This is a genomic window from Paracidovorax wautersii (assembly GCF_900113035.1).
GTDB classification, from domain to species: domain Bacteria; phylum Pseudomonadota; class Gammaproteobacteria; order Burkholderiales; family Burkholderiaceae_C; genus Paracidovorax; species Paracidovorax wautersii.
The window spans coordinates 178,027-200,072 of sequence record NZ_FONX01000006.1 but is presented as its reverse complement, the minus strand read 5'-3'; the positions used below and the strand labels follow the sequence as shown (position 1 = coordinate 200,072).

Below are 22,046 nucleotides of genomic sequence, written 5' to 3'. Positions count from 1 at the left end.
GCGAGTGCACGCACAGGCTGAGGACCGGGGTCGGGGTCAGCCCGGCAACTCCAACGCCGCCACCAGCGCCTCGGTCATCGCTTCATTGAGCGCGCGCGGCACGTCGAAGGTCTCGTGCAACGTGTTCATCGCATGGAACAGGCGGTGCATCACGCGGCCCAGCTGTTCGGGCGCGCGCATCCGGTAGCTGACCGCGGCGCCCTGCCCGGGCTGCGGCTCCGCGTCCACCAGCATCAGCACGATCAGCTTCAACTGGTCGGGCAGGGGCAGCAGGAAGTGCAGCCAATAGCCCCACTGCGCATCGACCGCGCGGAAGAAGCGCACGCATTCGGGGATCAGCGGCAGCGGCCGGGGATCGTCGTCGTAGCCTTCGACCTGGATCACCATGCGGCCGGCGAAGCGCATCACCTGGTTCGCGTCATCGCTGAACAGCAGGAGCCGCTCGACCGTGCTGCCGACGCGGAAGGCCTCGATGTCGGCGCGGGTGATGACGACGATGGCCAGGTCCGCCTTCGGCGACAGGCGACCGAATCCGTCGGCATCCGTGATTCTGATTTCCATGGCAAATGCTCCTATGTGTGGTGGTGCGGCCTCGCGGCCGCTCAGTCCTCATCCTTGGCAGCGTGCGCGGGAGGGGCCGCGCCATCGAGCGGCCGCTGCCGGGCCCCCTGCGCCGCTGCGGCGCGCGCATCCATCACCTCGCGGGTGCGAAACCCGACCGGCAGCCGCACCTGGGGGTCGGCGAAGACCCACAGATGGAACTGGTTCGCCGTGTCCACGAGCCGCGACTCGGCCGGATAGACCTCGAAGCCCTCGTGCTCCTCGCCGACGATGGCGTTCTTGATCCGCTGCAGATCGCGCCAGTCGTGGATGGGCGCGCGGTCGCGGCGCTTGATCGACAGCCAGAGCATGTCGCTGGTGTCCGGCCCGAAGGGCGCCGCGATCCGCTGGACGTTGACCTGGTAGCGCTCGTTCACGTAGACGCGCTGGCGCCTAAGCGCCGCAGCCTGCGCGCGCGCCGCTTCCACGTCGATCCCGAAGCGCGCGGCCAGCACACGCGGATTGAACGCGCCATCGGGCAGGCGCGCGGCTTCGAAGGGGCCCATCGGCGGCAGGGGCGTCTCGAGCCGCTGCAGCGCGATGGCGCTGTTGTCCAGGCGGTGCGAGCGCCGCTGCCCACGCCTCCCGCTCGCCTGCGACCGTGGGGCCGACCTCGGCGCTAGCCATGCCCGGCCGCATCCAGGTGAACCAGCACGCGCCGGCCAGATCGGCGCCGTCCTCCGGCCGGCCACGGTGGACCTCGTAGCCATCGGCCTGCAGCAGGCGCCGCACTTCTTCGCAGAATCGGGTCGTGTTCATGATGAAGGGGGTGTTTCGTCGTCGGGGCGGCCGCTGTCGCCGCGTTGCCCAAGCTTCCCGCGCTTGCGCGCGGGTTCAACCCCGCCGGGCGGCGGCCGCGCCGTATCCTGGGTGCCGTCAGGCCCGAACAGCAGCCTCTGCACGTGCGCGCGTGGCAGGTGCGGCGCGGAGCCCGGCTCGCGGGCGGCGGCATGCGTGCGCGTCGCCGACGCCGAAGCCCCGTGGCCTCCATCGCCCCCATGCCGCGGCACCTCGCCGGTGCCGGCTCCGGCGGCCGGTTGCCCCTCGGGCGCGGATGCCTCCTCGCTGGCGAACCGGCGCTGCAGGCGGTATCGCCAGCCGCCGAGCACATGGGCCGGGGTATGCCACCGGCTCCAGACCTCTCCGCTCAGCGAGTTGCCATGCACCACGACGGCCGGGATGTGCAGCAGCGCGAGCTGCAGGAAACTCATGTGGACGCACCGCACGTCGATGTCGACGCACGTGGCGTGCAGGACCTGCTGGTAGTTCAGCCCCGCCGCATGCAGCGCGTCGGCCATCGCGATCACCATCCCCCCTGCCCCGCAGGCGGGCTCCATGACGTCGACGAAGCCATTGGCTTCGACCTCGCCCCTGGCGGCGGCCGCGTCCCCCACGAGGACCCGCGCCATGAGCTGCGAGACGTGGAACGGCGTGAACACCTGGCCCGCCCTGTCGTTGCCCAGGTCCAGCGTCATGTACAGGCTGCCGAGCAGGTCCTCGAACTCGCCTTGCGCGCAGCACTGTTCCATCGCGAGGGAGAGGTACCCCAGCATGCGCGGAAAGCGCTCAAAGTCCTCGCGCGGGTACTTCTTCACGATGTCGTGGTAGCGGGCCTCCCGCTGGTCGAACTGGGCCTTGTCCACCGCGTTGCTGATCGACAGGCACGACAGCTCGATGAAGTCGGCGAACACGTCGCGAACGCTCCAGCGCGGCGCCATGCCCTGCAGCAGCGCGACAAGCTCGCGCCGTGGATCCTCGATTCCCCGGCCTTCCCGGCCGGAAGGGTGTTGCTTCATCACGTTCTCCTTCGTCCTCGCGATGGCGAGGCGTCGGAGACAGGTTCGAAGGCAAAGCAGGCGGATCAACCCCGCGTCCGGCGGGGCCCGGCCAGGGCCGTGGCCTGGACGCCGGCGCATCGGACAGCGCCGATGGCGGCTCCAGGCCGGCGCTGCCGCTCAGGGGGTCGGGGACGGGTCCTGCGCGCACTCGAGCCACGCCGGCCGCCGGGCGCGGTGGAACCGGCAGGTGGCCCAGTGGCGCCGGGCCCGTGCGCGCAAGGCCTCCTGGTGGTAGCGCCGCTGGCCCGGCGTGCCCCGGTACGCCAGCTCCCCTGCGTTCACCCAGTGCTGGATGGTTGTGGCGCTCACCCCGGCCTCGCGCGCGGCGGCGCCCAGGCTCAGCCATTCGGGGGCCTGCGGCTCGCGCACTGCCTGGGGATGCCGCAGCGCTTCACGCAGCCGCTCCACCATCGGCCCGGTGAGGTACTGGCGGCGCCGGTCCCAGCGCGCCTGCGCCACGCGGACGGTGCCGTCGCGCTTGCGCGCCTTCACCCAGGCCAGCGGCACGTCCAGCAGTGCCGCCGCCTCTTCCAGCGTGTGGCCCTCCTGGGATTCCCGCCGCTTGATGGCCGCCTGCACCGTCACCAGCGGGATGCCCCGGGCCGTCCGCCACGTGAGCCCGTCGAGCAGCACGCGCAGGCGCTCGATGGAGACGCCCACGCGGCGCGCGGCCTCCGCTTCGCTGAACCCCAGCCGCTCGCGCAACTGCGCGCACTGCTGGCGCAGCACGTAGTCCCTGCCGCGCATCGCGCCCTCCGTGCCGTGTTTGGAGCCCAGGGTGCCCGCCGCGATGTGCTGGCGCAGTTCGCGCGGCGTGAACAGGTACTGGCGACAGGCCGTCTCCAGCGCGATCCAGGACCGTTCTCCCTCGCCGCTGGGGCAGCGGCGAGCGATCCACCGCGTGGCGTCGGTGCGGGTCACGTAGAGCGTGCCGTTGCAGGACGCGGCCGCCAGGACGCCGCTGGCGATGGCGCGGCGCACGTGGCTCTGCGGGCAGCAGGCCGCCGCGGCCACCTCCGCCACCGTGCTTCCGGGCGTCCAGGGCCGCGTCAGGTGGCGCTTGGCGCCCTGGGCCAGGCCCGGGTAGCGCGCCGCGAAGTCGTCGAAGTCCTTCGGCGCCCCCTGCACGCCCCAGATGTCCCGGCAGGTCGCGCAGTCCTCGGGGTGGCGCCGCTGCTGCCACCGGCGCCAGGTGGCCCGCAGGTTGTCGGCCAGGGGCTTGCCATGCCAGGGCATGGGCCGGCCCGCGCGCCGGTCCGCGATGAGCTGGCGCGCCATGTCGGCCGCGATGTGCCAGGTGCCGAACTGCGTGGACGGCCCGGGCACCCCGAAGGGGTTGCAGCGCAGGGCCGTCGGCACATGGCCCATGCGCGCGAACTCGGACAGTTTGTCGCTGCGGATGCCCAGGGGTTCGCGCAGGGATGCAAGGCGCACGAAGCCCTCGGGTGGCGCGGCGCGCTGCGCCTTCCAGGCGGCCCAGGCCGCGTGCGGTATCACGAGCCGGCGGCCGACCTTGTGCGCGGCGAGCGCGCCGCTGCGGATGGCCTGGTGGATCAGCGCCGTCGAGCCAACCTCGCGCCCGGCCTCGGTGGTCGTGATGCCGCCGAGCACGTCGCCCGACTGCAGGCCGATCAGATGGACGCGCCCCTGCACGGCCACGGCGGTGCGCTCGGCGGCCGCATCGCCCGTGCGTTCGCGCAGGCGCGCCGTGAGCACCTGCGCGATTTCTTCCGTCCCGAGCTGGCCCACCAGCCCAGCCAGCAGAGCGACCTCCGGCGCCTGCCACTCGTAGCCGCCCCGCCCCGTCCTGCGCGGCGCGGGCCATTCCTCCTCGGCCGGAGCGCGGCCGTGCCGCAGGGCGAACAGTTCGGCGAAGTCGAGCGGCCTGTCCCGCCTCTCGCAGGCGCCCGTCCGCCGCACCGACGCGACCGCCTCGGGCGACCCCGAGCACGGTGGCCAGATGGTGCACGGCCGCGCGCCAGCCGTGCGCGAGCACGAAGTCCACCCAGCGCGGTTCCTCGTCCGCGCCGCCCGGAACAAGCGCGGCAGCATCGTGCCGTTCCATCATCGCGTCTCCAGTTCGTCCTGCAGCGCGGCAGCGCCGGCCAGCATCTGCTGGGTGGACAGCCCCGCGATGGCGCCCAGCAGGCCCACCACCGGATCGGTCAAGGCCTGCAGGCGCCCGGTCGGGATGCCCCGCATGGCGCGGTCCCATTGGCTGAAGGTGGCCGGCAGGGTCCGGCGCACGGGCCGGGCCTTGGGCGCCACCCTGGCCAACGCCTGCGCCATCGGCATGCGCACCTTCTCGACGCCGCGGCGCGAGAGACAGAAGAATTCGCCCGGCGCCAGCGCATTGAGGTCCGTGAACTCGATGCGCGATGCCCGGAACTGCGGCGCCAGTGCCGCCCAGGCAGTCGCGTCCTCCTGGCAGCCGATCAAGGTCAGGTTCTTGTTCGCGAAGAGCGTGCGGTGCAGCGTGCCGGTGTACCGCAAGGCAGTGATGAACAGGTCGAGGGCGCGCTTGCGGCCCCGGCCGGCGAACTCGTTGATGATGCCGGCGGCCTCGCCCGCATCTTCGGCGCATTTCTTGGCGGTGCTGAACAACTGTCCCTCGTCCACCACGACGAACAGCGGCTTTCGGATGCGCTCGGCCGCGTCGAGGATGGCGCGGCCATAGGGCAGGAACGCGGTGGCATCGCGCGCGCTGACCACGACGATGGACTGCGCGCGGCTTTGCAGCAGCGCGGCCAGATGCTCCGCGTCGCGCACCGCCGCGCCGTAGAGCGACTCCATCTCGCTTTCAGGGTCGATCAGCACGCTGACCCAGCCCTGGGCCGACAGCTGCTCGGCCATCAGCAGGCCGGCATTGGTCTTGCCCATGCCGCGCGGGCCAACCGCGACCGCCAGCAGGCCCGTGGTGGCGTACTCGGCCAGGTCGATCGGCGCGCCGCCGAGGTCCAGGTGCGCGGTCAGCATCTCTTCGCGCCGGATGACGGCGTGGGGGACCATAGGGTGGTTCATTGCCCGTCCTCCGGCTGCAGCAGCGTGTCGCGCAGGCAGAGCACCTGCTTGGGGTTCAGCGAGAACACCACGGCGAAGTCGTCGATGACCTGCTCCGTGATGGCGGCCAGCAGCCCCGAGCGGCGCGCCTGGGCGATCAGCTTGCGCTGGGCCGCCCAGCCGTGGCCGCCCGCAGGGGCTGCCGCCGTGAAGGTGCCGATCTGCGCATGCAGCTGGTCCATGCCGTACGGCGTGGCATCGGGGCCGAGGTCGCAGGCGAGCCGCTCGTTGAGCAGCGCGAGCAACTGCTGGGCCGGCATGAAGCCGTGCACCTTGCGGATCAGCGCGCGCTCGGCTTCGGTGAACTCGCGCGCAGGCGCCGACGGCGCGCGCGCGGCCAGGGCCGCGGGCGCCGTGGGCGGCGAGGCGCCGGGCTGGCCCAGCCCCAGGCGGCGCGCCTCGGGCCGGCGCTTGCAGGCGCCGCACAGCGCCAGCGAGGGGTCGTCGTCCTCCTCCGCACCGAGGATGCAGGTGCACAGGCGGCAGCGCAGGGACGCTTGCGCGGCGGCCGGCGGGACGACCCCGTCCTCACGCGGGTGCGGGTGCGCCTGCTTGGCCGACAACGCCCCGGGGTGCGCGCAGGGTGCGGACGGCGCCGATGAGGGCGTCTGTCTGCGCGTCGTGCAGTCGGGCCAGGGCGGGCGCTTGGCCGGCGCGTCGCGCGATGGAAGATCGAGAAGGGAAGATGGCATGGCGAGGCTCCTGTGTGTTTCCAGGCTATCGCCTCGCCTTGCGCCTTCAAGGGCGCATGCGGCCGGTTCCCGCGCGCCGGCCTCTTTCCCGATGCGGTGGGCGCTCCGCAGCCGCCCTCAGACCTGCAGGGCCGGGTTGAGCAGGTCGATGCCGGCGCCCTTGCACTTGATCCATGGACCGCAAGGATGGTCCTCGCCGTCCCACGCGCCCAGCGCCGCGAGCGCGTCCTGTCCGTGCCCGTAGCAATAGCGGCGCTCGTAGCCTTCCCAGGTGAGGCCGACCACAAGGCCGAAGGTGAAGTTGAAGCGACGGACGCCGCAGACCACGCCGCCGATCCGCCGCAACTGGCGGTAGCCCTGGTTCTGCAGCCAGGCGTCGAGCGCGCCAGCGTTCACGGCCCCGGCCTCGGCCGACCACCCCGCTCGGCACCTCTCACCTAGTCACGTTCGAACGAGAACGCCCCCGGCCGCGCCGCCCAGCGCGCTTTGGGATGGGCATCGAAGTCGGGATCGATCTGGCGGGCGAGCGCATCGACCTCGCGCTGCAGGCCACCGGTGTCAAGGCCGAGGACATGGGCGGCCGCACAGATGCCGCCGCCGAACTTGTCGAACAGGGCGGCGGCGACGGCCGGCGATTCGGCGCCCCGCTGCACGTCGGACGTGCGCCCCTCGGCCGCGCTGCGCACCTCGCGCCGGAGCTCGTCCAGCCATCGTTGCGCCTGCGCCTCTTCCTGCGTCGAGGCGTCCGGCCCACTGGTATCCGCCATCTTCATACCCCTTGTTTCACTGGAAAGATCATAGCCCTGGCCCCTGTCCGCGCTCGACGTCCCCCGGTGGCGGGCGGTTTGCAGGATGCCCTAAAAATATATATCCTATGCATATACCGAAATGACAAGGATCGTGCGATGCCCACCACCACCGGCCAGCAGCCGCTGAAGCTGAACTTCAAGGACGACACCCTCACGACGGTGTCGCGCGACGCGTTGAAGGCCATTGCCAGGAAACTGGGTTTCAACGAGACCCAGACGGTTCTCTACGCGCTCGCCAGGCTCAGGGACGAGGTGCTTGTCGAGCAGGACACGGAGAAGCTCCTGCCGCTCACCCGGACCCAGCACCAGGCGATCGCGAAGGCCGAGCCCAAGGGCAAAGGCAGGGTCATCGGTTCGCTGCTGTGAGCGCGACCTACTGGACACCCCGCCCGAAGCCCGGCGACATCGTCGAATGCCGCTTTCCCCAGCAAGTGGGCGTGCCGGGCCCCAAGGACCGGCCGGCCCTGGTGCTTCAGGTCGAGGAAGCGGCCGACGATCCCGCGGGTTCCGTCGTCGTGGTGGCGTACGCCACTTCGCAGAACACGACGGCGGTGTATCCGGGCGAGTTCGTGATCGATGCCAGCGCCAAGACAGGCCTGACCAAGGCCACCAAGTTCGACCTGGTCAACCACCACCGGCTGCCCTTCGATGATGCCTGGTTCGCGCCTGCGCCTGGCAAGACGCCGAAACATCCCCGGCGGGGCCGGCTCGACCTCCAGGACGCCGTGGTGAAGCGCAAACTGCAGTCGGCCATCCTGGAGGCCAGGAGTCAGCCCAAGGCCTTCTGAGGCCCGTCGCGACTCTCCGGACTTCGCCCGCCTGGGCGGGGCTCCAGCCGTTCACCGGATCGACGGGAACGACCCGGCCGCCATCCGGTGCTGCAGCGCGGCTTCGTAGATCGCGCCGCCCACGGCGGCGAGCGCCGTGAAGTCCTCGTCCGTCAGGCGCGTGCGCCGTTGCGACATCCAGCGCGCGAGCCCCACGACGGCCTCGTCGAGCGGCGGGTTGCGGTTGCGGACCGACAGGTCCTCGAAGACGGCGACGATGTCCTGCGCGGTCATGGCGGCCGCGTGGATCTTGGGCAGCGCCATCGTGGCATCCGCACCGTGGCTGCGGCGCGGGCGCCGGGGCATGCGCAGCACGTGGGCGATGTGACGGGCATACGTCGCGACCGCGCGCCAATAGCAGGCCATGGGGCCTTTGCGGCGGCGCCACGCGTTCTCGGCCTCGTCGTTGGCCTGGGCGCGCAGATCCATCAGGAGCCGCGCCAGCGCTGCACGCTCCGGGGCACCCAGCGCCTGCAGGCCCTGCGCGGCCGGCAAGCGCAGCAAGGGATTGAGATAGCCCATGGCGGTCACCTCCCCGGCGCGTCGGCGGCGCACGGCCCCGGTGGCCGGCGCACCGCGGTGCGCGGCGCTGCCGCCGTCGGCGGGCGGCGGTTCCCTGCAGGGGCTTTGGTGGAGCGAGACGGTATGGTCATGCGGCCAGTCTGGCCCCGGCATCGGCGCCATCAAGGGCGCACCCGCGCCCGCCCGAATGGCCCGCTGGCCCACCGCCTTCGGGGCTCCAACGGTCCGAAGGGTGCTGGTCCGGCCATGCCGCTGCTACGATCGGCACCGGGCCGAGCCCCCTGCTTTCCTCCCCGAGCAGGCCGCGCTCCGCCGCCACTGCGGAGCGTCTTGCCACCCCGGGCCGCATGCATTGCGCCCGGGGTGTTTCTTCCACGGCCCGGCCACCGCGCGGGCGCCGCGGACAAGATCACCTCCGCCGCGCGCGGCTGCCTCGCGAAGCCTCAGGCGTCCTTGAGCCGCCAGACGCCCCGCCCGGGCGACTCGAACCAATGCTCCGAGCGATTGAGCACCTGGCGCACCTTGGCCTGCCAATGCGGGTTCGCCTCGCAGCGGTTCGCCGCCGCGCCGCGCACGGCCTCGTAAAGCGTGGCCAGTTCCGCCTGCCCGCCCAACTGCATGAGGCACAGGTGGACGATGGCGCGCCACGTCGAGCGCAGCCGCTGGTGCGCCCCCGCCGCGAGTCCGCGCAGCACGCCGAACACCGTCGTCTCGCGGCGCCGCCACAGCAGGATGTATTCGTGCGTGATGCGCGGCAGCGCCATGCCGCGATAGGCGCGCGCATCGCTGCGCACGTTGTGCTGCGCCTTCAGCAGCACAGCCGCGAGCTCGTCCGAGGGCATGCGCGCGATGGCCTCGGCCTGGTAGGAGACATAGCGCCCGCCCTGCCGACGGTCCCCGATGATGGTGCCGTAGTGCCCCCCGGGACGCGCGGCGGCGCGCTGGTTGAGCAGCACGACCTGCAGCTTCTCGTGGAAGTCCTCGTCGTCGGCGCAGCGGCTCAGGTCGTCCGGATGCGCCTGCGTGCCCCAGACCTCGCCCGAATAGACGATCATGGGCCCATAGGGCACGTGCGAGATGCAGGCGTCCACGGGCTCGCCGCCGATGGTGGCCAGGATCGAGTGCCGCAGCGCGTTGAAGCCCATGCGCAGGTCCAGGCCGTGGGCGAGGATGCCTAGCTCGCGCGCCACCTCCACCGAGGTGCCGCTGCCCGCCATGGGATCGCAGAAGCTGCGGGGCCGCAGCATCTCGAACAAGGCGCGGTAGACATGGCCGGAGCAATTGCCCCGGTAGCGCGCGTTGCCCCATGGGCCGCGCTCTGGAAAGCTGAGGATGGATGACATGGCCGGATGGCTCCTTTGCGCGTCCAGTCTCCCGCGCGCCGCCTTCATTTCAAGCGCGGCGGCGCCTGCGGACGCGACGATCCCCCGGCAGCCGAGCTGCGCGGGGGATCCACGGTTCGTCGATGTCCTGCCAGGGACGGCTATCCGCCCTTCTCCGACGCCATGCGCTCCCGCATCTCCTCGACGAAGGCGAGCGGCTGCATCAGCCCGTACCGTGCGAGGCGCACGGGAATGTCCTCGGCGGCCAGCTCACCGTTCTCGATTCGCCGGCACAGGAAGTCAGCGATCTCGTCCTCGGACAAGGCGGCGGCGTCCGGGTCCCCGGGCTGCTCCGCGCCGAGGATCTCCGCGTCGGTGACCGAGACGCCGACGGTCCGCGAATGGAATCCCCAGTCGAGGCGCCCGACGAACTCGGCGAGACTCGCTCCCGCCGCGACGCGGACCTGCAGCGCCACCGTCAGATGGACGCAGGCCTTCACCGGCGCTTCCTCGTACCAGCGCCAGCGCGCGAACGCGAGGGCCTCGTCGGTGATGTCCGCCACGTCGTCCACGCCGAAGAACTCGCACACCGATTCCACGAGGGTGACCCGGAAAGGACCGTTCCACGCCACGTGCGCCTGCCCCACCGCGTCGCTGCTATCCCGGTTGTCGCGCAGCGCGCGCAGCTCTCCGCCCGCCATGCGTAGCACGTGGCCGGTCGCGTCGAACTCGAGCGCTTCGCACTCCACCGCCTCCTCCCTTGCGCTCCAGTATTCCTTGTGGAAGGTCCCGGTGATGCGGCGGTTCGTCACGCTCGCCAGCAGTCGGCCGTCGCGCTCCACGGTGAAGGTCGAGCACTCGCCGACCGGGATGCCTCCCATCAACTCTTCTGCGAGGCCGATCGCCTCGCAGAGTGTGCCCAGGTCGTCATAGCGACCGCCATCTTGAAAAACGCCATATCGAGGCATGTCCATCTCCTTGTTCATTGCGCCGCGTCAGCGCAGCGGGACGGAAGCTAGCAACGCATCCAGCGCGCGGCCGTGCAGCGAACAGAAGCGCTCGCAGTGCTCCGCCACATGGCGCTCGAGCCCCGCCCGGCGCGCCAGCGCCAGCAGTTGCAGCACGGCCTCCGAGGGCACGAACCGCAGTTCGCGCCGCCGCTCATCGACCCACACGATGGGGCCGCATCCGGCGCCGGGCCGGGCGGCCTCGACGCCGTCGATCTCCCGGGAGAACCTGGCGCACACGGCGTCGAGCCAGAGCACCTGGTTGTTCCTCAGCCACGCCGTACCGTCATCGAGCCCGTGCGCGCCCGTGAGCAGGTCGCCCGCACGCCGCCACACTTCCTCCAGCATCTGGCTGTGCGAAAGCACCCCGGCTTGGCGGTCGCTGATCCAAAGCCAGGACAGCACCCACGCGCCGCCCTCTCCGCGCGCCGTGGCCGTGTGGACGTCGATCCGGATGTCCGCGTTCGACGCCGTGGCTTCGCGGGCCGCCGAGACATACGGGTCGTCTTCGGGCGCGGCGAGCACTTGGAGGCACTCGCCGATGGTCAGGCCGTCGCGGCGCAGCGCGTTCAGCGCTCGCGCGCGCGCCGTCCCGCGGTTCGCCTCGGCATCCTCTGCGTCCTCGCCCGGCCTACGCTGGTGCTCGGTCTCGCGCAGGCAGCGCCGCGCCTGGGCGACCAGGTCCCAGCAACTGGCGCTGGCGGCCTTGCCGTCGTCGGCGGCGTACCTCAGCGCGTACGCCAGGAGGCTGTCGACAAGATCTCTCATGTCGTTGCTCATGTGATTTCTCCTTCAGGAAGTGAAGGGGCGGCCTGCCCCCGAGGGGCACGGCGCCCCGGGGGGTGATCGATGACGCCGCGGCGGCGCCTTGCCGCCTACGGCCTTTTGTGCCCAGCCCGTACGCCGGGACTGAACGGATGTGAAGTGCCACGGCGCCACGCCCCGGATGGGACAGTGGCCGGCCGCGGCAGCCGTTGCGCGGCTAGTGCGCCGCGGCGCCCAGGCGCACCACCGTGGACAGCACCGTGTCCTCCAGGGTCTCCTCGGCATACGCATGGCCGATGAAGCCCCAGCATTCCTCGTCGCGGTCCTCGATGCGCCGTCCGGTGGCGCGGTCTAGCACGTAGACGACGACGCCGTAGACCTCGCCGTTGACCCAGGCGTTGTATTCCTCCAGCACGGCCTGGCAGTAGCGCGTGGCCTCCTCGGCGAGCGTGGCCGCGAGCTCGGCCGGCGCGAGGCTCAGGCCGCGCGCGTCGGCCCACGCGGCCAGAGGGCCGGCCTCGGTCGCATGGTCACCGTCCCAGGTGTGCCCGCCGTCGTTGGAATGGCGAACGACCGGCGGTTCGTTCCCGCCGCCGGTGGCGCCGAACCAGCGCACCTCGCCGCCGCCCAGCGCCCGCAGCACGTTGCAACGGATGTTGTCCTCGGCCTGCTGGTCCGGCACCCAGATGGCGCCGCCGCGCGTCGTGTCCCAGGGGCATTGCATGCCCTGACCCGCGACGCTGTAGACCACGCCACCATGCTCGTAGATGTCGAGCAGGACGGCGAGCGGGCTGCCGATGCGGCCCGCGGCGCGGGCGCGCTTCCACGCGGCCTCGGCCTCGCGCTCGTCGAGCAGGCTGGACAGGTCCTTGAGCTTGTCGCGCCAGGCCTGCGGCAGCTCGGCCCACCACGGCACGTCGAGGAACCACTGCGCCACGTAGTCCAGCGCGTACGCCCAGCCTTCCTGGTGGATGGCCTGCGCGACCGTCTTGAGGACCGCGTCCCAGCTGGCGGCCGCCCGGCCACGGCTGCGCAGCAGATTGCCGAGTGTCGCCATCAGCGAACGGTTCGAACGGATCGACGCGCAGACCTGTCCGGCCAGGAGGTCGGACACGCATTCCGCGGCGAGGTCCTTGTTGCCCTCGCCGTCGCGGCCCAGCGCCTCGAAAAAGGACGCCTCCTCGCCAGGGCGCGCGCGGCGCCCGCGGTGGTACAGGCTGCCGTTGCCCTGGTCTTCGGTCAGGGGGTTGCAGTGCCCGGCATCGTCGTCGTGGCACAGGCCGCCGGCCACGATGAATTGCTCCATCACGACCATGCGGGCCTCGGTGTCGGGCTCCAGGCGGCATCCGGCCTTGACGTCGATCCCTTCGTCCGCATCGGCCGCGCCGCCGGGGGCGACTTCGGACAGCGACTCGCGTGCTGCCTCGACGCCAGGCAGTGCCAGCGCGCGGCTGGTGAACGGAACTCCTTCCACGGCAACGACCGTCTCCGGCCGCAGGTTGGAAAGAGCCATGACTTGGTGCTTGTTCATTGACGGTCCCATTGAACAGGTCGCGGGGCCGCCCCCTGCGGGAGTGCGTCCCGCGGGGGTTGAAACATGTCCGGCGCCCGATCGGCGCGTCGGACGGCGATGAAGGTCTGGCGCCCGGTCCGCGCACGGCGGTCCGGTGCCCAGAGCGAAGGCCGGCAGGCGCCGGCCAGGGCGGGCCGAGCCGCCGCGTACGCAGGCAAGCCCAGCCCGGAAAAATCGAGGCCATCCGGCATTGGCCGATGCAACGCCGGCGGCGCCTGTGCCTGTCCCGACCGGATCAGCCCAGCGGGATCACGGTCAGAACCGCGTCCAGCGTCCTGCCGTACTGCGCGCAGAAGCGCTCGCAATGTTCGGCGAGCTTCGGCGCCAGGCCGGCCTTCCTGGCGAGCCCAAGCAGATGCAGCAGCGCCTCGGAAGGAACGAACCACAGGGCGCTCCCCGTCTCGTCGACCCACAGGATGGCGCCGGGTTCGGCCGTGGGCCGTACCGACGTGATCGCATCGATCTCTTCGGCATGGTGGGTGACCAGTTCCTCCAGCCAGAGGAGCTGGTTCTCGCGCAGCGCGAAGGTCTCCTTGTCGAGGCCGTGGACGGCGGCGAGGGCCTGGCCCGCGTGCTCGGCCAGTTCCTCCAGCATCTCGCTGTGCGAGAGAACGCCGGCCTGGTGGTCGCTGACCCACAGCCACGCCAGGACCCAGGCGCCGCCGTCGCCGACCGAGGTGGTCGTCTCGTCGTCGATCTCCACGTCGTCGTCCCATCGGATGGCCTCGCGGGCCGCAGTGACGTAGGGATCGTCATTGGGGACGGCCAGCGTCCTGATGCACTCGCCAATGGCCAGGCCATCGGTCCGCAGCGCCGCGAGGGCCGCGGCGCGATGGCTACCGGCGGTCTCGGGGCATGCGCATGCCGCTGACGGCGGTGCTGTGCCCGCAGGCACCTCGCGGGGCTCAGTGCCGGAAGCGCCCGGGTTCGATTCGGGATGGGTCATGGTGGCTCCTTGAAGAACGCGCGGGGCCACGCCGATCCCTTCGGGGAAGTGGCAGCTTCCCGCGGAAAGGGTAAGACGATCCCGCATGCGCAGGCACGCGGGACACAAAGAAACGGGCCATCCTGGAAAGGGATGCCGCGGGTCGGGTGTCGGGCCGTCCATCGGAAGGGCGGCGGGGTCGCACAACGGGCGGGAGTCCGTGGTCTCTGAGGGCTGCGATTCGCTGGATCGACCAGCGGGCTGGCAGCTTGCCCACGCCGGTGCATGGCACCGCAAGCGCGTTCACTCTATCACTGGCCACCACTTCCTTCAATCCTTACGCAGGGCCTCGCGGCTGGCGGACGCCCGCCACCACGCCCGGGCGATGCACGCCGGGTGGTCACGGCGGCGGCGCACTGTTTCAGCGGGACGAGCGCCGCGGCGTGCGGAAGGTGATCGACCACCGCAGCACCCTCACCGGCACTGCCCGCAGCGCTGGAGGGAGGGCGGGGAGCTGGGCCACGACTACGCCACGGTCGGCCTGACGCTGCGCAGCCACCCGCTGGCGCTGCTGCGCCCTGCCCTGGCCCGGCGCCAGTTGGCCAGGGCGGCCGACCTCGAGGACGTGCCCGACGGCCGTTTCGTGCGCTGCGCCGGCATCGGCACGGTGCGCCGGCAGCCGGAGGCGGCCAACGGCACCATCTTCGTCAGCCTCGAGGCCGAGACCGGCAACGTGCAGGTCACCGTGTGGAAGTCGCTGCGGGAAAAGCAGCGGCCCGAGGTGCTGCGCTCGCGCCTGGCCGCGGTGTACGGGAAATGGCAGCGCGAGGGCGACGTGAAGAACCTCGTCGCGCACCGGCTGGCCGACCTCACGCCGCTGCTGGGGCGGCTGGCGACGACGTCGCGGGATTTCCGTTGAAGGCCGCGCCGCATCGCCACCCGAACCGCCCGCGTACTGGGGCGGTTTCGCGGGCATGCGCGCTGCGCCGCGCCGCGTGCCGCCGGCGATGCCCACAATGACCTCGCGCGCTGTCTCCTTCAAGGAGGCGCCTCCCGGCCCTGGCCGGGCGCCGCAGACGTCACCTGCCCCGACCTGAGCGCGACCCGCGCTCGCCGACTCCCCTGGGAACACCGCTTCCCTGGGGAGGCGGGTGTTCCCCTTTTCACCTGGAGAACACCATGCCCACTCCCGACCATGCCGGTGCCGATGCGGCACCGGACCGAGACCCCTCCGACCTCGAAGAGGTCCTCGGCGACGACGACGCGCAGCTCGTCGTGGACGCCCTCTACCGCCTGCGCGCGGACAAGCTCGAAGCGCTGCAGAGCGTCCAGGCCGAAGGCCTGTGCCCCGGAGGCCGCCCCTTCGAGCCGCAGGACTTCGGCATCCCGCAGATGAACCGCCTGCTGGCCCGCCTGGGTGCGGAGCCAGTCGACGAGACCTCCCCAGCGACGGAGCACTGACATGGGCCCGACCCCCTACCGGTACCTCCCCCTCTGGGCCAAGGTGGCCATCGAGCGGCTGGACGCCTGCGCCGAGCTGCGCACCGAGGCGATGCTCGACGAATTGCTCGACGGCTACGCGAGGACCTACGGAGAAGCCGTCGATGCGCAGAACCGCGAATCGGCCCGGCACATCTGCCGCCGCCGCTTCCTGGGCTCGTACAGCGAGCCGCCCCAGAGCGAGCCCGTCCCGCCCGGCACCCTGCGACTGGTGCGACTCGCCCGGGAGGGCGCGCTGGGCATCGGAGACCTCGTCGCGACGCAACGGCTGGGCGAATGCGAGGTCGCCCGCGTCCACACGCCGAACGCGATCGAGGTGCGCGCACTGGCCACCGGCCGGCACTACCTGATCAGCGGCCTGCATTTCGGGCCGGACGCCCGCGTCGTGGACCCCGGGAAGCCTCCCGGCACGCCGCGCCCCTGAAGCCACATCCACCGGCGGGCAGGCATCGCCTGGCCGCCTTCCGTTGCAAGGAGTACCGCATGTCCATTCCCAGCGCCATCGAAGGCGCGATGAATCTCTGGAACTCGGTGGAGACGGCGCTTCGCGCCGCCAACCCCGGCGCCAGCCACGAAGCACTTTTCCAGGCCACGGCCGAGGCCATGAACCAGGCCCTCGGCCTGGGGTGGAACGGCACGCGCGTCGTGTTCGACGACGGCACCTACAGCGTGCGGGTCAGCCGCGTGCTGGCGACCATCGCGCAGGGGGGCGGCGCCCGGTTCAGCGTGCCCGCAGGCCACGCCTGGTTCGACCGGTGCGCGCAGGCACGCACCGCCCGCGCCGCCGAAGCCCTCTATGCCGAGCTGCTGGCGCTGTCGGGTCCCTGAGCGGTCTGCCGACGCCACCCCGCCCCGGCCGCTGCGCGTGCCGCGCCCCCGAGCGCTGCCGCCACGCGCAATGCCCCGTCTACGGGGGCCATTGCGCGGGCGAGCGGTGGGCGGCGGCTTCCTGCAGCGGCGGGAGCCGCCCACAATCTGCTGGTCCCTTGCTTCCGCGCCTTCCTGCGGAAGCCCTCCCGGCCGACGCCGGGCGCCGCAGGCGTTATCTGCACCAGAGACCGCGGGCGCATCGCGCCCTCTTTCCCACGGGAATGCTGCTTCCCGCTGGGGTCGCGGCGTTCCCTGCCCATCTGCAAGGAGAACTCCATGACCCATCCTGTCCACGGCCGGACTCCGGCCACGATGTCCTGAGCGGAGGCGAGCATGCCGCATGCCACCTTCCCGCCCTGCCCTGTCTGCCAGGGCGACGGCTGCCTCCTCGGATCGCTGGGGCGCAGCACCTGGTTCCGTTGCCGCCAGTGCGGCATGGTCTTCCGCCGCGCCCGCCGGGCCCGCGGCCCACGCACGCCGGCGCCCAAGGCGCAGGGAGGCGCGTCATGAGGACCGCGCTGTCCCGATCCCTGCTGCGCCACCTGGAGCCCCTGGCGGCGATCTCGATCGTCCACCTCAGCGGCCCGACACGCGAGCGGCTCGCCGAAGGCAGGCTGTCCATCGTCGCGTACCCCAACGACTACGGCGGCTTCGTCCACGTGGGCACCGAGGACACGACGCCGGAGGAGCCCGATCTGGCCGCCATCTTCCGCATCGCGCGGCCCGCCGGGGTCGTGTGGATCAAGTTCGACGCGGATGCGCCAGCCGTCGACGGCCTGCCGGCGTTCGACGGCGCGGAGGACGCGCCATGAGCCGCCACATCGCCCATCTGGAGCACCGCGGCCGCAAGGTCACCGTGGTGGCGGGCTACGACCGGCCGCTGCGCGAGCTGTTCCTGCAGGTCCTCTATGCCGACCTGCCGCCCTGGGAGGACGAGCAGTTCCTCTATGCCAGCCTCGACGATCCGGCCCACGACTGGACCGACATCAACACCGTGGCCGACAGGCTGGAAGCGCTCGGGATCGCGGTGCCGGTCGGCATGATCGAGAGCATCTTCCTCGACCAGTGCCGCAACATCGGCAACCTGGTCGTCGAGCACCACGGCGATCAGCCACCGACGGTGCTGGCGGCCGGGTGATCCGACGGCACCGGCCCGCATGCGCGGGCCGGTGCCGTTCCCATCCCCCCGCCTGCCACGGCGTCCATGCCCGGCGCCTGATCCGCCACCCTGAATCAGCGCGCGCGGGCGCCGTTTCCGGCCGCGAGCGCGGCCGCCCTCTCGCCAGCCTGCGCGGCCCCTGGCATGCTGAAGGCGCTTGTCGGGCCCGCGCCCGAGCACGCCTTGTGCGTTCCCGAGCACCTCGGGCGTTGCGGTCGTTACCCGCCTGGTGCACTGCACCGCTGCCCTCTGCATCGCCGCCCTCGGGCGGCCGATCGCCTGCCGGCCCCGCCGGCCCCAGCCACTGCGCCCGCGCCCAGCGCGGCGCCTCCCCCTTCTCAGCGGCCCTGTCCGCGCAAACGTGCCGTACCCGCTCGCGGGTCGCGGCCCATCTCGTTTTCAGAAAGGCCATCCCATGCCCAACATCACCGAAATCCTGTGCGCCATCGAGCGCCGCGCCGAGCGCGCCATCGTTCAAGAGCTGCGCGTGATGACGCAGGAGATCCTCGCGATGCGCACCCACCTGTCGCACGAGCACCGCGCGCACGCCGATGCGCTGCTGCTCAAGCTCGACCATCTGGAGCGCTGCCAGCACGTGGAGACCGCGCCCCTGGCCATGGCGGCGCCGGATGGCGCGCCCGTGGTCCGCGGCGGCCCGCCGCTGGACACGCTCACGGCGCTGCAGCCGAGCCACCACCTGGTCCATTTCTACAGCCATGACGTCGGCGAACTGGAGCGGGTCGAGCTCACCGAGACGCTCGCCCAGGCCGCGCAGCTGGTGCGTGGGCACCTGTGCGCGCAGCCCCGGCCCGTGTGGCAGGTGCTGCACCACGCCGCGGACGGCGAGCTGAGGTTCCTCGGCGGCGAGGACATGGTGCTCGCCAGCATCCTGCCGACCGAGCCCAGCACGCCCGAGGTGGAGAGCGCGGTCGAGCACGCCTGCGCGGCGCTGACCGCTGGCGATCCCACGGCGCTGCGGCGCCTGTTCGCCGACCCTGCGGCACGCCGTCCGGCGCGCCTGGTCGCCTGACACCGGCACCACGGCGCCACCATTCACCCACCCCGCGGGGCCCGTCCCGCGCAGGGCCGGGTTCCGCCTTCACCGGAGGAATCCACCATGGATGTGACGCTGAATGCCGATATGCAGCTGTACGTCATCCCGAGCGGCGACGGCTACAGCTGCCTGGGCTTCGACAATGCCCGCGGCCATGCCGACCTGATCGCCGAGCGGCTCGGCCGCCGGGATCTGGCTTTCGCGGAGGGCGAGCACGGAACGCTCGCCGGCTACGCCAGATACTGCACGGCTGTCCACGCCTGGGGGCGCTCGCCGCTGGCCGGGTGTACGTATTTCGGGCCGGGCACCGATCCTCAGGCGGCGCGCGTGCTGGAAGCCTGCCGCCGCGACGGCCGCAAGGTGCGGCTGATGCTCGGCGACACCGCCACCGGCCGGTGCTGGCTGGAGGAACACGGCGTCGTCGGCTGCATCGGCCGCTCCACCGGCACCCTCAAGGTGCCGCTGCTGGTCGAGCCGGGCGCCGGCGGCGGCGGGTCCATCCTGACCGATTGCCTGCTGCGCATCGTCGAGTGGGACACCGGCCGCGACCTCTACCGGCACCGCGCCTACCGCCTGCCGAAGCTGGCGCTGCGCCACACCCCCGAGGAGAAAGCGCGTGCCTGGCAGGTGCTGCAGGGCGGCACCGTCGCCGCCGCGTTTTCCGACGCGGGCCGGGCTGGCGCCTACCTCGCCTTCATGTGCGGCGAGACCGTGGAGCCGCGGATTTTTCAGTGAGGCGGCAACGGCGGCCCTGACGGGCCGTCCCGCCTTCCCTTCTTCCCGATGCCACCACCCCCTTGGCGGGCGGCGGCCTGGAGACACCATGTACGAGATCCCTTTCGAGACGCTCAAGGAGCGCGCCAAGTGCGCGCTGGACCAGCGGATCGCCCGTTGCGATCCCTCGCACGGCGCGGTCGGCTTCGATGGCGGCCGCGCCGTGCGCATGCTCATTCCCTACACGCTGCTGGAAGCCGAGGAACGCGCGGTGCTGAGGGCGCTCGCGGCAGAGAGCGCGCAACGCTCGCCCCTGGGGCAGCGGGCCCGATCGCAGGCGCTGGCCGGCCGGACCGACTGGTCGCAGTGGCTGCTGCACGTGCGGCGCCGTGGCCACCGCCTCATCGATCACTGGGACGTGCGCTGCGTGGCGCACCTCATCGCGCACTTTCCCGAGTGTGTGACGGAGCGCCAGCGGCGCTTCGCCATCGCCTGCCACGTGAACGACGGCGCCGAGGAATGGGTCGTCGCCTTCACGGAAGCGCCCGCGGCGCGGGACCGGCGATGAGCCGCGGTCCGAAGCCCGCGGCGGGCCCACCCGACCTCGGCTGGCGCGACGACGGGCTGTTCACGTTGTTCCTGCCGAACACGAAGGCCGGCGAGGACGCCTGGCGCGTGCTGACTGCGCACACCGAGGGCACCGGCAAGGTGTTCTCGCACCACGCGCCGGAGGTCATCCGCCAGCTTCGCGCCCAGGGATACACCGTCGCGCGGCTGCCCGCCGGCAGCGGCGGGCCTTCCAGGGACGACGCGCTGCTCGCCGGATTGCTGGGCACACCGCAGCCGCCGAGCCGGCCCTAGCCGCGCCACGGTGCGAAAAGCGGACAGCCGGGACACCCGGCCGCGTCCGCGCTCGCGCCACTGGCGCGCCCCCATCACGGCGCCTCGCCCCGAGGCGCCGCCACAGCGAGCCCGCCGTCAGGGCGGGCTCTTTCAATGACCCCCTGGGGCGCCGCCGTCCCGAGAGGAACGCGTGCGCCCCCTTCATTCGAGGAAACGACATGCAAGACAACGAGCAACGGGAGAGCGCCCCGCTCTCCGCACCGCAGCGCATCGCCGCCAACCGGGCGGCGATCTTCGACGCGCTGCGCGCCGACGGCGTCGCGCGCGCGGTGGCCAGCTACACCGGCTCCGGCGACAACGGCGGCCCGGAAGGCGTCCAATACGAGTTGCCGGACGGCAGGACGCTGGAGCCCATTCCCGAGGTCCTCCAGTACAGGGAGACCTGCGAATGGTCCGGCGGCACCTGGCAGATGACGGTGACGCTGAAGGACTGGCCCCTGGACGACGCCATCACGGACGTCGCCATGGAGCTTGTCGACGAGCACTTCGGCGGCTGGGAGAACGGCGACGGCGCCTCGGGCGAGGTCGTCTTCGACACGGCCGATGGCAGCGTGGTCATCGAGCACCGGGCGTACTTTACCGACTCCGACTACCAGGAGGTCCGGCTGTGAAGGCGCATGTCTCGCTGGCCTGCTGGCCGGGGATGCGCCACGAAGCGGCCGCGGCGCTCCTGCACGCTCCGATCGGCGAACCGCTATTCGGACCGCTGTCGGCCGAGCACGTCCAGCTGGTGCCGCAATCGACGGGCTGCCTGACCGAGGACCGGGCCGACGCGCTGCGCATGGCCCATCCGCGCACACGCTTCCGGCTGCACGCCAACGTACATGTCCTCGCGGACCGCCGCTTCGCCGACCTCAGCGGCTTCACGCTGCACGCCGATTGGTTCGTCCAGGCGGCGCGCATCAGCCGCAGGCTCGGGGCGCCCGCGTACACGGCGCACGCCGGCCGGCGCGCGCAAGCGACGCTGTCCATGGCGCTGGAGCACGCGCGCCGCTGCGCCGACCTGTTCGGCTGCCCGGTCGGCATCGAGGGCCACTACCCCACGCCGGGCGACACGTGGCTGGTCTCGAGCTGGTCCGAATACCGGGCGGTGTTCGAGTCGGGCGTGCCCTACGCGCTCGATCTGTCGCACCTGCACATCCTGGCGACTGCCACCGGACGCCATGAGCCGACGTTCGTGGCCGAGATGCTCGCCTGCGAGCGCTGCATCGAGGTCCACGTCAGCGACAACGACGGCCGCGGCGACTGGCACCAGGTCTGCACCGTGCCGTCCTGGTGGTACCCGCTGCTGATCCACATCCAACCCAGCGCGGTGGTGTTCTCAGAGGGAAACCACCGCAGAACGAGGAACACCCATGTCCACTGAATCCACAGAAGAGCAGCCCGCCTACCTCGCGGGCGCCGACGGCGCCGTGGCGCTCAATGCCGCCGGCATCGGGGCCGAAGCCCGCTACCGGGCGGCGCATGCCGATCGCGAGCGGCTCGACCGCAGCTGGGCGGGCGCCACGCTGGCGGCGCTCTTCCTCCAGCACGCCTGGCTCGACGCCGTCACGCTGTCGTTCGAGGTCACATCCGAGTACGACGACAGCGGGGGCTTCTACCGCTGCATCCGGTGCCAGGCCTCGGCGGTCCGCGCGGTTCCTGGGCTGAACGGACCAGAGGAGGCGTTCCCGGATGGTGAGTTCGACCTCGATGCCGCCAGCAGCCTCGTCGAGGAAGCGCTGGAAGACGGCGAATTCGACCTCTACACCGGTCTTGCCAAGTATCCCGAGGGGTTCGACACGCTCACCGTGTCGCTGGAGCGCGCGGCCATCGCCACGCTGCTTGAGCACTGCCCCTTCGACGGAGACCTCGCCTGCGCGGCCTGGGGATTGACGTAAGCCGGGCAAGGCGGGGGCAGCGACGG

General features: G+C 71.8%; 28 protein-coding genes and 1 pseudogene. 15 read left to right on the top strand and 14 right to left on the bottom strand.

The genetic code is table 11. From position 1 onward, the window contains the following. Positions 1 to 36: 36 nt before the first annotated feature. From BM070_RS11565 to BM070_RS11530, 8 genes are all read right to left on the bottom strand, one after another. A complete protein-coding gene (locus BM070_RS11565; RefSeq protein WP_059400423.1) occupies positions 37 to 561 on the bottom strand; it encodes a hypothetical protein in 525 nt (174 codons plus the stop codon). Positions 562 to 602: 41 nt separating this feature from the next. After that, positions 603 to 1,106, bottom strand: coding sequence for a DUF7694 domain-containing protein (locus BM070_RS11560; RefSeq protein WP_059400422.1), 504 nt, complete (start codon positions 1,104 to 1,106; stop codon positions 603 to 605). 249 nt (positions 1,107 to 1,355) lie between these two features. Next, complete coding sequence (locus tag BM070_RS11555) at positions 1,356 to 2,396, bottom strand: N-6 DNA methylase (RefSeq protein ID WP_059400421.1); 1,041 nt, start codon at positions 2,394 to 2,396, stop codon at positions 1,356 to 1,358. 159 nt (positions 2,397 to 2,555) lie between these two features. After that, positions 2,556 to 4,358, bottom strand: coding sequence for a helix-turn-helix domain-containing protein (locus BM070_RS11550; protein ID WP_059400420.1), 1,803 nt, complete (start codon positions 4,356 to 4,358; stop codon positions 2,556 to 2,558). A gap of 144 nt (positions 4,359 to 4,502) precedes the next feature. Further along, positions 4,503 to 5,459, bottom strand: coding sequence for a hypothetical protein (locus BM070_RS11545; RefSeq protein WP_139222811.1), 957 nt, complete (start codon positions 5,457 to 5,459; stop codon positions 4,503 to 4,505). Further along, positions 5,456 to 6,190, bottom strand: a complete 735-nt coding sequence (locus BM070_RS11540; protein WP_139222810.1) for a hypothetical protein — start codon at positions 6,188 to 6,190, stop codon at positions 5,456 to 5,458. Before BM070_RS11540 ends, BM070_RS11545 begins: the two co-directional genes overlap by 4 nt. A gap of 117 nt (positions 6,191 to 6,307) precedes the next feature. Continuing rightward, entirely contained in the window at positions 6,308 to 6,586 is a 279-nt protein-coding gene (locus BM070_RS11535; RefSeq protein WP_059400417.1) for a hypothetical protein, read from the bottom strand. A gap of 41 nt (positions 6,587 to 6,627) precedes the next feature. After that, positions 6,628 to 6,963, bottom strand: coding sequence for a hypothetical protein (locus tag BM070_RS11530; protein ID WP_059400416.1), 336 nt, complete (start codon positions 6,961 to 6,963; stop codon positions 6,628 to 6,630). Between the two features lie 132 nt (positions 6,964 to 7,095). On the opposite strand from BM070_RS11530, the gene BM070_RS11525 reads away from it, so the two are divergent. After that, the gene (locus BM070_RS11525; RefSeq protein ID WP_059400415.1) at positions 7,096 to 7,365 is read left to right on the top strand and encodes a hypothetical protein; all 270 of its coding nucleotides are present in this window, start codon (positions 7,096 to 7,098) and stop codon (positions 7,363 to 7,365) included. Then, entirely contained in the window at positions 7,362 to 7,787 is a 426-nt protein-coding gene (locus BM070_RS11520; protein ID WP_059400414.1) for a type II toxin-antitoxin system PemK/MazF family toxin, read from the top strand. Before BM070_RS11525 ends, BM070_RS11520 begins: the two co-directional genes overlap by 4 nt. Positions 7,788 to 7,838: 51 nt before the next feature. Here the strand turns inward: BM070_RS11520 and BM070_RS25150 are convergent, their stop codons facing one another. From BM070_RS25150 to BM070_RS11490, 6 genes are all read right to left on the bottom strand, one after another. Next, positions 7,839 to 8,348, bottom strand: a complete 510-nt coding sequence (locus tag BM070_RS25150; protein WP_242455314.1) for a hypothetical protein — start codon at positions 8,346 to 8,348, stop codon at positions 7,839 to 7,841. A gap of 443 nt (positions 8,349 to 8,791) precedes the next feature. Next, positions 8,792 to 9,691, bottom strand: coding sequence for a hypothetical protein (locus BM070_RS11510; protein ID WP_059400413.1), 900 nt, complete (start codon positions 9,689 to 9,691; stop codon positions 8,792 to 8,794). 140 nt (positions 9,692 to 9,831) lie between these two features. Further along, positions 9,832 to 10,656 carry a hypothetical protein gene (locus tag BM070_RS25145; protein ID WP_242455313.1) on the bottom strand — a complete coding sequence of 275 codons (825 nt, stop codon included), beginning with the start codon at positions 10,654 to 10,656 and terminating at the stop codon, positions 9,832 to 9,834. A 9-nt stretch (positions 10,657 to 10,665) separates the two neighbouring features. Further along, a complete protein-coding gene (locus tag BM070_RS11500) occupies positions 10,666 to 11,457 on the bottom strand; it encodes a hypothetical protein (RefSeq protein ID WP_059400412.1) in 792 nt (263 codons plus the stop codon). Between the two features lie 202 nt (positions 11,458 to 11,659). Next, complete coding sequence (locus BM070_RS11495; RefSeq protein ID WP_139222809.1) at positions 11,660 to 12,955, bottom strand: hypothetical protein; 1,296 nt, start codon at positions 12,953 to 12,955, stop codon at positions 11,660 to 11,662. Between the two features lie 295 nt (positions 12,956 to 13,250). Then, on the bottom strand, positions 13,251 to 13,961 hold the full coding sequence (locus BM070_RS11490) for a hypothetical protein (protein ID WP_059400410.1): 711 nt from the start codon (positions 13,959 to 13,961) through the stop codon (positions 13,251 to 13,253). A gap of 481 nt (positions 13,962 to 14,442) precedes the next feature. Between BM070_RS11490 and BM070_RS11485 the strand changes: the two are divergent. The 13 genes and pseudogenes from BM070_RS11485 to BM070_RS11425 all read left to right on the top strand — a co-directional run. Next, positions 14,443 to 14,859 (top strand): annotated as a pseudogene (locus tag BM070_RS11485) (error-prone DNA polymerase); the annotation flags it as partial. 260 nt (positions 14,860 to 15,119) lie between these two features. Beyond that, positions 15,120 to 15,401, top strand: coding sequence for a hypothetical protein (locus BM070_RS11480; RefSeq protein ID WP_059400408.1), 282 nt, complete (start codon positions 15,120 to 15,122; stop codon positions 15,399 to 15,401). Position 15,402: 1 nt separating this feature from the next. Continuing rightward, positions 15,403 to 15,864, top strand: coding sequence for a hypothetical protein (locus BM070_RS11475; RefSeq protein WP_059400407.1), 462 nt, complete (start codon positions 15,403 to 15,405; stop codon positions 15,862 to 15,864). Positions 15,865 to 15,923: 59 nt separating this feature from the next. Then, on the top strand, positions 15,924 to 16,268 hold the full coding sequence (locus BM070_RS11470) for a hypothetical protein (protein ID WP_059400406.1): 345 nt from the start codon (positions 15,924 to 15,926) through the stop codon (positions 16,266 to 16,268). Between the two features lie 548 nt (positions 16,269 to 16,816). After that, positions 16,817 to 17,122, top strand: coding sequence for a DUF5983 family protein (locus BM070_RS11465; protein WP_059400405.1), 306 nt, complete (start codon positions 16,817 to 16,819; stop codon positions 17,120 to 17,122). After that, positions 17,119 to 17,448 (top strand): hypothetical protein, encoded by a 330-nt coding sequence (locus BM070_RS11460; RefSeq protein ID WP_059400404.1) that lies wholly within the window; start codon positions 17,119 to 17,121, stop codon positions 17,446 to 17,448. The genes BM070_RS11465 and BM070_RS11460 overlap by 4 nt, the downstream gene beginning before the upstream one ends. 436 nt (positions 17,449 to 17,884) lie before the next feature. Beyond that, positions 17,885 to 18,499 (top strand): hypothetical protein, encoded by a 615-nt coding sequence (locus BM070_RS11455; RefSeq protein ID WP_059400403.1) that lies wholly within the window; start codon positions 17,885 to 17,887, stop codon positions 18,497 to 18,499. An 87-nt stretch (positions 18,500 to 18,586) separates the two neighbouring features. After that, the gene (locus tag BM070_RS11450; protein WP_059400402.1) at positions 18,587 to 19,258 is read left to right on the top strand and encodes a hypothetical protein; all 672 of its coding nucleotides are present in this window, start codon (positions 18,587 to 18,589) and stop codon (positions 19,256 to 19,258) included. Between the two features lie 88 nt (positions 19,259 to 19,346). Beyond that, entirely contained in the window at positions 19,347 to 19,805 is a 459-nt protein-coding gene (locus tag BM070_RS11445) for a hypothetical protein (RefSeq protein ID WP_059400401.1), read from the top strand. Then, entirely contained in the window at positions 19,802 to 20,098 is a 297-nt protein-coding gene (locus tag BM070_RS11440) for a hypothetical protein (RefSeq protein ID WP_059400400.1), read from the top strand. The genes BM070_RS11445 and BM070_RS11440 overlap by 4 nt, the downstream gene beginning before the upstream one ends. Before the next feature lie 200 nt (positions 20,099 to 20,298). Then, positions 20,299 to 20,751, top strand: a complete 453-nt coding sequence (locus tag BM070_RS11435; protein ID WP_059400399.1) for a DUF6878 family protein — start codon at positions 20,299 to 20,301, stop codon at positions 20,749 to 20,751. Then, positions 20,748 to 21,506: an apurinic/apyrimidinic endonuclease family protein gene (locus BM070_RS11430; RefSeq protein WP_059400398.1), complete on the top strand. Its 759-nt coding sequence runs from the start codon at positions 20,748 to 20,750 to the stop codon at positions 21,504 to 21,506. The genes BM070_RS11435 and BM070_RS11430 overlap by 4 nt, the downstream gene beginning before the upstream one ends. Then, entirely contained in the window at positions 21,496 to 22,020 is a 525-nt protein-coding gene (locus BM070_RS11425; RefSeq protein ID WP_059400397.1) for a hypothetical protein, read from the top strand. The genes BM070_RS11430 and BM070_RS11425 overlap by 11 nt, the downstream gene beginning before the upstream one ends. Positions 22,021 to 22,046: the final 26 nt, after the last annotated feature.

Excerpts from the sequence above, each read along its gene's own strand:
- BM070_RS11565 (WP_059400423.1), bottom strand. The coding sequence starts at position 561 with ATGGAAATCAGAATCACGGATGCCGACGGATTCGGTCGCCTGTCGCCG.
- BM070_RS11560 (WP_059400422.1), bottom strand. The coding sequence starts at position 1,106 with ATGGGCCCCTTCGAAGCCGCGCGCCTGCCCGATGGCGCGTTCAATCCG.
- BM070_RS11555 (WP_059400421.1), bottom strand. The coding sequence starts at position 2,396 with ATGAAGCAACACCCTTCCGGCCGGGAAGGCCGGGGAATCGAGGATCCA.
- BM070_RS11545 (WP_139222811.1), bottom strand. The coding sequence starts at position 5,459 with ATGAACCACCCTATGGTCCCCCACGCCGTCATCCGGCGCGAAGAGATG.
- BM070_RS11540 (WP_139222810.1), bottom strand. The coding sequence starts at position 6,190 with ATGCCATCTTCCCTTCTCGATCTTCCATCGCGCGACGCGCCGGCCAAG.
- BM070_RS11530 (WP_059400416.1), bottom strand. The coding sequence starts at position 6,963 with ATGAAGATGGCGGATACCAGTGGGCCGGACGCCTCGACGCAGGAAGAG.
- BM070_RS11525 (WP_059400415.1), top strand. The coding sequence starts at position 7,096 with ATGCCCACCACCACCGGCCAGCAGCCGCTGAAGCTGAACTTCAAGGAC.
- BM070_RS25150 (WP_242455314.1), bottom strand. The coding sequence starts at position 8,348 with ATGGGCTATCTCAATCCCTTGCTGCGCTTGCCGGCCGCGCAGGGCCTG.
- BM070_RS11510 (WP_059400413.1), bottom strand. The coding sequence starts at position 9,691 with ATGTCATCCATCCTCAGCTTTCCAGAGCGCGGCCCATGGGGCAACGCG.
- BM070_RS25145 (WP_242455313.1), bottom strand. The coding sequence starts at position 10,656 with ATGAACAAGGAGATGGACATGCCTCGATATGGCGTTTTTCAAGATGGC.
- BM070_RS11500 (WP_059400412.1), bottom strand. The coding sequence starts at position 11,457 with ATGAGCAACGACATGAGAGATCTTGTCGACAGCCTCCTGGCGTACGCG.
- BM070_RS11495 (WP_139222809.1), bottom strand. The coding sequence starts at position 12,955 with ATGGCTCTTTCCAACCTGCGGCCGGAGACGGTCGTTGCCGTGGAAGGA.
- BM070_RS11490 (WP_059400410.1), bottom strand. The coding sequence starts at position 13,961 with ATGACCCATCCCGAATCGAACCCGGGCGCTTCCGGCACTGAGCCCCGC.
- BM070_RS11480 (WP_059400408.1), top strand. The coding sequence starts at position 15,120 with ATGCCCACTCCCGACCATGCCGGTGCCGATGCGGCACCGGACCGAGAC.
- BM070_RS11475 (WP_059400407.1), top strand. The coding sequence starts at position 15,403 with ATGGGCCCGACCCCCTACCGGTACCTCCCCCTCTGGGCCAAGGTGGCC.
- BM070_RS11470 (WP_059400406.1), top strand. The coding sequence starts at position 15,924 with ATGTCCATTCCCAGCGCCATCGAAGGCGCGATGAATCTCTGGAACTCG.
- BM070_RS11465 (WP_059400405.1), top strand. The coding sequence starts at position 16,817 with ATGAGGACCGCGCTGTCCCGATCCCTGCTGCGCCACCTGGAGCCCCTG.
- BM070_RS11460 (WP_059400404.1), top strand. The coding sequence starts at position 17,119 with ATGAGCCGCCACATCGCCCATCTGGAGCACCGCGGCCGCAAGGTCACC.
- BM070_RS11455 (WP_059400403.1), top strand. The coding sequence starts at position 17,885 with ATGCCCAACATCACCGAAATCCTGTGCGCCATCGAGCGCCGCGCCGAG.
- BM070_RS11450 (WP_059400402.1), top strand. The coding sequence starts at position 18,587 with ATGGATGTGACGCTGAATGCCGATATGCAGCTGTACGTCATCCCGAGC.
- BM070_RS11445 (WP_059400401.1), top strand. The coding sequence starts at position 19,347 with ATGTACGAGATCCCTTTCGAGACGCTCAAGGAGCGCGCCAAGTGCGCG.
- BM070_RS11440 (WP_059400400.1), top strand. The coding sequence starts at position 19,802 with ATGAGCCGCGGTCCGAAGCCCGCGGCGGGCCCACCCGACCTCGGCTGG.
- BM070_RS11435 (WP_059400399.1), top strand. The coding sequence starts at position 20,299 with ATGCAAGACAACGAGCAACGGGAGAGCGCCCCGCTCTCCGCACCGCAG.
- BM070_RS11425 (WP_059400397.1), top strand. The coding sequence starts at position 21,496 with ATGTCCACTGAATCCACAGAAGAGCAGCCCGCCTACCTCGCGGGCGCC.